The sequence below is a fragment of the Albimonas sp. genome (assembly GCF_055129145.1).
In genome coordinates, this window is record NZ_JBSRTQ010000184.1 from 1 (window position 1) to 7,448 (window position 7,448).

The 7,448-nt window shown below is 76.1% G+C and carries 6 protein-coding genes; 5 read left to right on the forward strand and 1 reads right to left on the reverse strand.

Features of this window, described 5'->3' with window-relative positions:
• The 5 genes from ACTB72_RS19365 to cobM form a co-directional block, all read left to right on the forward strand.
• A partial coding sequence (locus ACTB72_RS19365) for a precorrin-8X methylmutase (RefSeq protein WP_463038657.1) occupies nucleotides 1-1,146 on the forward strand: 1,146 nt, incomplete at its 5' end.
• The gene (gene cbiE / locus ACTB72_RS19370) at nucleotides 1,143-2,348 is read left to right on the forward strand and encodes a precorrin-6y C5,15-methyltransferase (decarboxylating) subunit CbiE (protein ID WP_463038658.1); all 1,206 of its coding nucleotides are present in this window, start codon (nucleotides 1,143-1,145) and stop codon (nucleotides 2,346-2,348) included. The genes ACTB72_RS19365 and cbiE, both read left to right, overlap by 4 nt.
• Nucleotides 2,345-3,076, forward strand: coding sequence for a precorrin-2 C(20)-methyltransferase (gene cobI, locus ACTB72_RS19375; RefSeq protein ID WP_463038659.1), 732 nt, complete (start codon nucleotides 2,345-2,347; stop codon nucleotides 3,074-3,076). Before cbiE ends, cobI begins: the two co-directional genes overlap by 4 nt.
• 120 nt (nucleotides 3,077-3,196) lie before the next feature.
• The gene (cobJ, locus tag ACTB72_RS19380) at nucleotides 3,197-5,053 is read left to right on the forward strand and encodes a precorrin-3B C(17)-methyltransferase (RefSeq protein ID WP_463038660.1); all 1,857 of its coding nucleotides are present in this window, start codon (nucleotides 3,197-3,199) and stop codon (nucleotides 5,051-5,053) included.
• Nucleotides 5,054-5,183: 130 nt separating this feature from the next.
• Complete coding sequence (cobM, locus tag ACTB72_RS19385) at nucleotides 5,184-5,948, forward strand: precorrin-4 C(11)-methyltransferase (protein WP_463038661.1); 765 nt, start codon at nucleotides 5,184-5,186, stop codon at nucleotides 5,946-5,948.
• 106 nt (nucleotides 5,949-6,054) lie between these two features.
• Here cobM and ACTB72_RS19390 read toward each other — a convergent pair whose 3' ends face one another.
• Complete coding sequence (locus tag ACTB72_RS19390; protein WP_463038662.1) at nucleotides 6,055-7,386, reverse strand: cobyrinate a,c-diamide synthase; 1,332 nt, start codon at nucleotides 7,384-7,386, stop codon at nucleotides 6,055-6,057.
• Between the last annotated feature and the right edge of the window lie 62 nt (nucleotides 7,387-7,448).

Consider the following 7,448-nt stretch of genomic DNA (forward strand, 5'->3'; position numbering starts at 1 on the left):
GTGGCCGAGCATCGCCGGGCCGAGGCCATGGCGCTCGCCCGCGGGTCGCGCCCCAAAACCGTGTGGCAGCTCAACGGCGCGGGCGCGGTCGGCGGGCAGGCGCTGACCGGCATCGCGGCGCTCGCCCGTCTGCGCGCCGACCCGCGCGTCGCGGGCCGCGCCGCGATCTGGCCGTTCGAGACCGGCTTCGACCCCGCCCCCCCCGCGCCGGGGCAAGCGGTGCTGGCCGAGATCTACCCCTCGCTCATCCCCCCACATCCGTCGGAGCCGATCAAGGACGCGGGCCAGGTCCGCGCCATCGCCGAGGCTCTGGCCAGGCTCGACGCGGAGGGCGCGCTGGCCCCGCTTCTGGCCGCGCCCGAGGGTCTGACCGGCGACGAGCGGCGCGTGGCGGAGGCTGAAGAGGGTTGGATCCTCGGCCTCGGCCACGAAGCGGCGTTGCGCCGGCATGGTCCGCCCGGGAAGGCCCCGGCCGAGCCGTGGGACGGGTCATGGGAACGCGACCCCGCCTGCATCTACGAAAAGAGTTTTGCCATTGTCCGGGCGGAGGCGCGGCTGGATCGCTTCGCCCCGGACCTCGCCGAGCTGGCGGTGCGCGTCGTCCATGCCTGCGGGCTGGTCGAGGCGGCGGACGGTCTGGAGGCCTCGGCCGAGGTGATGACCGCGGGGCGCGCGGCGCTGGCCGCCGGCGCGCCGGTGATCTGCGACGCGGCGATGGTGGCCCATGGCATAATCCGGCGCGGGCTGCCCGAGGGGGTGGAGGTGATGACCGCCATCGCCCATCCCGATTGCGGGGCGCGGGCGGCGGCGGAGGCCACGACCCGCTCGGCGGCGTCGATGGACCTGATGGCGCCCCGTTTCGGCGGCGCGGTGATCGCCATCGGCAACGCGCCGACCGCCCTCTTCCGCCTGCTGGAGCTGATTGACGAAGGCGCGCCGCGTCCTGCCGCGATCCTCGGCTTTCCGGTGGGCTTCGTCGGCGCGGCCGAGAGCAAGGCGGCGCTGGCCGCGAACCCCCGCGGGATCCCCTTCGCGACCTTGCACGGGCGCATGGGCGGCTCGGCCATCGCCGCGGCGGCGGTGAACGCGCTGGCGCTGGGCCTGCGCGGCGACGGGCTCGCCACCCCGACGGAGACCGCGCGATGAGCGGCCTCTGGCTCCAGATCGTGGGGATCGGCGAGGACGGGCCGAACGGCCTCTCGCCCGACGCCCGCGCGGCGCTGCATTCCGCCGAGGTGATCGTCGGGGGCGCCCGCCACCATGCGCTCACGCCCGGGTCCAGGGCCGAGCGCATCCGCTGGCCTTCGCCCTTCGACGTGTTGGTGGAGCGCATCGCCATGCTCGAGGGCCGGCGCACGGTGGTTCTGGTCACCGGCGACCCGTTGTGGTTCTCCGCCGGCGCAAGGCTGGCGGAGGCGTTTCCCGATGCGGTGATCCATCCCCATGTCTCCGCCTTCCAGCTCGCCGCCGCGCGGATGGGCTGGCGGTTCGAGACCTGCACGCCGCTCACCGTCCATGGCCGCGACGCGGTGGCGATCCGCCCGCGGATCCAGCTCGGCGCGCGGCTGCTGATCCTCGCCGCCGGGCCGGAGACGGCGGAGGAGATCGGCGCGATCCTGGTCGAGGACGGCTATGGCGAGAGCCCGATGCGCGCGCTCTCCCACATCAACGGCCCGCGCGAGGCGTGGACCGAGGCGCCCGCCGCCGCCTGGGGCGCGGGCCGGCTGCCGCCGCATCCGGGGCTGACCACGCTGGCGGTGGACTGCGTGGCGGGGGAGGGGGCGCGGCTGGCGCCGGCGTCTCCGGGGCTCGCCGACGACCTGTTCGAGCATGACGGGGTGATGACCAAGCGTGAGGTGCGCGCGGTGACGCTGGCGCGGCTCGCGCCATTGCCGGGGCAGCTTTTGTGGGACGTGGGCTGCGGCTGCGGGTCCGTCGCGGTGGAGTGGATGCGCGCGGCGCAGGGCGCCCGGGCGGTGGGGATCGAGCCGCGGGCCGACCGCCGGGCGCTCGCCGCCGCCAATGCGCGCCGCTTGGGCACGCCCGGATTGGACATTCGCGAGGGGACCGCGCCCGACGCGCTGGCCGGGTTGCCGACGCCGGACGCGGTGTTCCTGGGCGGGGGCTTGAGCGAGGCGGCGGTGGGCGCGGCGCTCGCCGTCCTGCGGCCGCGGGGGCGGCTGGTGGCGAACGCGGTGACGCTGGAAAGCGAGGCGCTGCTGCTGGCGCTGCATGCGCGATTGGGCGGGGATCTGGCGCGGATCTCGATCTCGCGCGCCGCGCCGGTCGGCGGGCGCACCGGCTGGCGGCCGGCGATGGATGTGACGCAATGGAGCCTCGAGACATGACCGCGCCCCGAACTGCGTCCGGAACGCTCTACGGCCTCGGCCTCGGGCCCGGCGACCCGGAGCTGATGACGCTCAAGGCCGACCGCCTGATACGCGCCTGCCCGGTGATCGCCTATCCGGCGCCGGACAGCGGGAACAGTTTCGCGCGGTCCATCGCCGCCGGGTCGATCCCGGCGGGGATCGAAGAGATCCCCATCGTGATCCCGATGCGCGAGGCGCGCGAGCCGGCGCAGGCGGTCTATGACCGGGCGGCGGAGGTGCTGGCGGCGCGGCTGGAGGCGGGGCTCGACGTGGCGGTGCTGTGCGAGGGGGATCCGTTCTTCTACGGGTCCTTCATGTATCTTTTCGCGCGGCTCGCGGGGCGGCATCGGGTCGTGGTGGTGCCGGGGGTGAGTTCTTTGACGGCCGCCGCGGCGGCGGCGGGACGGCCTTTGTGCGCGCGGGATTCGGGGCTGGCGGTGCTGCCGGGGACGCTGCCGGAGGCGGAGCTTGCGGCGCGCCTGCGCGCGATGACCGCGGGCGGCGGCGGGGCGGCGATCCTGAAGGTGGGGCGCAGGCTCGCCCGGCTGACGGCGCTGCTGCAGGCCGAGGGCCTGGCGGACCGGGCGATCTATGTGGGCCATGCGAGCCTTGGCGGGCAGGTGGTGGCGCCGTTGGCGGAGGCGCCGGCGGCGGCGCCTTACTTTTCGATGATCCTGGTGCCCGGGATCGACGCGCATGTCGGCTGAAGCCGGGCGGCGCGCCTTCCGTCCCGCCAGGCCGCATCGGGGCGCCCGCGCCGCGGGGGGACGTGGACGCGGGCTGGAACGGGCGCGGGGCGGGAACGGAACGAGCAGGGGAGAGGCGCGATGAACGCGACGGATCGGGATGCGGCGCAGGATCAGGCGCCGGCGGTGGTGTGGTTCTCGCCCTCGGCCGAGGCCGCGGCCCGGCGCGCCGTGACGGCGCTGGGCGGACGGGCCGCGCCTTGCGGGGCGGCCGGGGCGGCGGGCGTCCAGGCGGGCGTGGCGGAGAGCCTGCGCGGGCTTTTCGCCGCCGGGGTCCCGATGGTGGCGGTGATGGCCTCGGGCATCGTGATCCGGGCGCTGGCCCCGCTGCTGGGCGACAAGCGGGCCGAACCCGCGGTGGTGGCGCTGGCCGAGGACGGCTCGGTCGCCGTGCCGCTGCTGGGGGGGCATCACGGGGCGAATGATCTGGCGCGGCGGCTGGCGGAGGCGTTCGGCGGGGCGGCGGCGGTGACCACGGCCGGCGACGTGAGCCTCGGCGTGGCGCTGGACGCGCCGCCCGCCGGCTGGCGATTGGAGAATCCAGAGGACGCGAAAGGGGCCATGTCCGGGCTGCTGGCCGGGCGCGCGGCGCGGCTGGCGGGCGAGGCCGGTTGGCTGGCGCCGCTTGGCGCGCGCGTGGCGCGTGAGGCGGGGCCGGCCGAAGCGGGCGCGCCCGTGGTCCTGTCGGTCGAGGGCGCGGCGCCGCTGATCTTCCGCCGCCAGCGGCTGGCGCTGGGCGTCGGCTGCGCGCGGGGCTGCCCGCCGGATGAGCTGATCGGATTGGTTCGCAAGCGGCTGGCGGAGGCGGGGCTGTCGGCCTGGGAAGTCGCCTCCGTGCACTCGCTGGACCTGAAGGCGGACGAGGCGGCGGTCCATGCGCTTGCCGCCGATCTCGGCGTGCCGGCGCGGTTCCACACCGCGGCGGCGCTGGAGGCGGAGGCGGAGCGGTTGGAAAACCCGTCCGACGTGGTGTTCGCGGAGACCGGTTGCCATGGCGTCGCCGAGGGCGCGGCGCTGGCGGCGGCCGGGCCGGAGGGGCGGCTGCTCGCCCCCAAGGCCAAGACCGCGATGGCCACTTGCGCGGTGGCGGAGCTGGGCGCGGCGCCGGGGGCTGTGGGGGCGCGGCGCGGGCGGCTCTCGGTCGTCGGCATCGGGCCGGGGGCGGCGGACTGGCGCACGCCCGAGGCCTCGCGCCTGATCGCGGAGGCCGACGAGCTGATCGGCTACGGGTTCTACATCGACCTTCTGGGTCCGCTCGCCGCCGGCAAGCCGCGCGCCGATTTCGGCCTGGGCGAGGAGGAGGCGCGGTGCCGCCATGCGCTCGAACGCGCGGGCGAGGGGCGGAACGTGGCCCTGATCTGCTCGGGCGACGCAGGCATCTACGCGATGGGCGCGCTGGTGATGGAGCTGCTGGACCGGGACGAGGGCCGGGGCGGGGTCTCCGCCGCCGCGCGCCGGGTCGAGGTGGTGAACGCGCCCGGGGTTTCGGCGCTGCAGGCGGCCTCGGCGCGGGCGGGGGCGCTGCTGGGGCATGATTTCTGCGCGATCTCGCTGTCGGACCTGCTGACGCCGCGCGAGGACATCCTGAAGCGCCTGAAGGCGGCGGCGGAGGGGGATTTCGTCATCGCCTTCTACAACCCCGTCTCGCGCCGCCGCCGCGACCTGCTCGACCGCGCCCGCGAGATCCTGCTGGCGCACCGGCCGGCCGACACCCCGGTGCTGCTGGCCCGCAGCCTCGGCCGCCCGGATGAGAGCCTTGCGCGGCGCACGCTGGCGGGGCTGCGGACCGACGAGGTCGACATGATGACGGTGGTGCTGGTGGGCGCCTCGCGCAGCCGGGCGTTCGAGACGGGCGACCGGAGCGCGGGGGCGGAGGGGTTCCGGCTCTACACCCCCCGCGGCTACGCCAAGTGGATCGACGGGGTCGCGGCGGAATGAGCGTCGGGAGCGGCGCGACGAAAGGGGCGCCAGGCGGCCCCCGCCTGCCCGCGCCGCGGGGCGCCGTGACGCGGGCGGGACCGGGGCGGGGCCGCCCGTCGAAGAGCATTCACAGGAAAGGAGGCCCGCGATGACGGTGCATTTCATCGGCGCCGGACCCGGCGACCCCGAGCTGATCACGGTCAAGGGCGCGCGGCTGATCGCATCCTGTCCGGTCTGCCTCTATGCCGGCTCGCTGGTGCCGCCGGCGGTCGTGGCGGGGGCGCCGAAAGGGGCTCGGGTGCTCGATACCGCGCCGATGACGCTCGACGACATTCTGGTGGAGATCGAGGCGGCGCATGCGGCGGGCCTCGACGTGGCGCGGGTGCATTCGGGGGATCCGTCGCTTTACGGCGCGATCGCCGAGCAGATCCGGCGGCTGAATGCGGCCGGCATCCCGTGGGAGATCACGCCGGGGGTGCCGGCTTTCGCCGCCGCCGCGGCGGCGATGGGCAAGGAGCTGACCTTGCCCGAGATCTCCCAGACGCTGATCGTGACGCGCACCGCCGGCAAGGCCTCGGGCATGCCGGAGGGCGAGGATCTGGAGACGCTGGGGCGGTCGGGGGCGACGCTGGCGCTGCATCTGTCGATCCGGAACCTGCGGGATATCGAACGGAAACTGGTTCCGCTTTATGGCGCGGATTGCCCGGTGGCGGTGGCGTATCGGGTGGGCTGGCCGGACCAGGCGTTTCTTTACGGGACGCTGAGCGATATCCGCGAGAAGGTGCGCAAGGCGAAGCTGACCCGCACCGCGCTGATCTTCGTGGGGCGGGTGCTGGGCGAGCATGATTTCCGCGACAGCGCGCTCTATGACGGGGCGCATCCCCATGTGCTGAGACCGCAGCGCCGGGCCTGAGCCAGGCCGCGCGACGACCCCTGCGCCGGTCGGACCAGGGCGCCCGCGCGGCGGTTGCGGCGGGGAGGCCGGTTGAACCCGGGGACTGGTTTCGCCGGGGCCGGCCTCAGCCCGGGCCGATCAGATGCGCGTAGCTGCCCATCACCGAGCCCCGGCGCAGGCCCATGGCGGGGAGGGGCGCGTGGGCGGCATCCGCGGCGTCGAACAGACGCTCGGCCGCGCCCTCCGAGACCACCGTCGCATAGTGGAATTCGTGGGCGAGGAGCGGGCCCTGCCACGGCGCGCCGGGGCGGGGCGTCAGGCGGCGATAGCCGAGATGCAGGCGCCGCGTCGCGAAGGAGGTGACGAGGGGCAGCAGGCCGAGCATCTCGTGCCGGGCGCCCTGCGCGTCGATCAGGCCCTCGCCCAGCGTCATGTAGCCGCCGCACTCGCCCAGAATCCGGGCGCCGCGCGCCGCCGCCTGCGCCATGCCGGCCCGAAACCGGCGGGCGGCGGCGAGGCGGGGGGCGTGGAGCTCGGGATAGCCGCCGGGCAGGAACACGGCGTCGGCGTCGGGGGCGGGGGCCTCGTCGGCGAGCGGCGAGAAGGGGCGTATTTCGGCCCCCTGCGCGCGCCAGTCGGCGAGGTGATGCGGGTAGGCGAAGGCGAAGGCCGCGTCGGTCGCCACCGCGATGCGGGCGCCGGGCGGGCGCAGGCGTCGGGGATGTTCGGCGGGTGCGGGGGGGGCGAGGGGACGGGCGGCGTCGGCGATGCCGGCGAGGTCGAGCGCCCCGGCCGCCGCGGCGGCGGCGGCGCCGAGGAACGCTTCGAGGTCGGGATGCTCGCCGGCCTGGACGAGGCCGAGATGGCGGGACGGGAGGGCGAGCGCGTCGGTCCGGGGCAGGGCGCCGAAACAGGCGAAGCCGGCGGCCTCGATGGCGCGCGCGGCCATCGCGGCATGGCGGGGCGAGCCGGTGCGGTTGAGCACCGCCCCGGCGATGGCGAGGCCCGGGCGCAGGGCGCGCAGCCCCGCCAGCGGCAGGGCGGCGGACTGGGCCATGCGGGCGGCGTCGATGACCAGGAGGACGGGGAGGGCGAGGGCCTCGGCCAGGTCGGCGGCCGAGCCGTGGCCGTCGGGGGCCGCGCCGTCGAGCGCGCCCATCGCGCCCTCGATCGCCAGCAGCTCGGCGGACTGGGCAACGGCGTGGGCGGCGGCGCGGGCGCGGAGTTCTCCCGCCGGCATCGCCCAGGCGTCGAGGTTGATCGAGGCGCGCCCGGTCGCGGCCTCGTGGAACCGTGGGTCGATGTAGTCCGGCCCGCTCTTGGCCCCCGCGACGGCGAGGCCCCGGTCGCGAAGGGCGCGGAGCAGGGCGAGGGTCAGCAGGGTCTTGCCGGCGCCCGAGGATGGGGCGGCGATCAGAAGGCCGCGCGGGCCGGAGGGGGCGTCGGGCAGGGTCATGGCGCGGAGGCTAGCGGGCGCGGGGCGCCGAGGCGAGAGGACGCGCCGCCGCCCCGGCCGGG

Coding starts and splice junctions, on each gene's coding strand:
- cbiE (WP_463038658.1), top strand. CDS start 1,143: ATGAGCGGCCTCTGGCTCCAGATCGTGGGGATCGGCGAGGACGGGCCG.
- cobI (WP_463038659.1), top strand. CDS start 2,345: ATGACCGCGCCCCGAACTGCGTCCGGAACGCTCTACGGCCTCGGCCTC.
- cobJ (WP_463038660.1), top strand. CDS start 3,197: ATGAACGCGACGGATCGGGATGCGGCGCAGGATCAGGCGCCGGCGGTG.
- cobM (WP_463038661.1), top strand. CDS start 5,184: ATGACGGTGCATTTCATCGGCGCCGGACCCGGCGACCCCGAGCTGATC.
- ACTB72_RS19390 (WP_463038662.1), bottom strand. CDS start 7,386: ATGACCCTGCCCGACGCCCCCTCCGGCCCGCGCGGCCTTCTGATCGCC.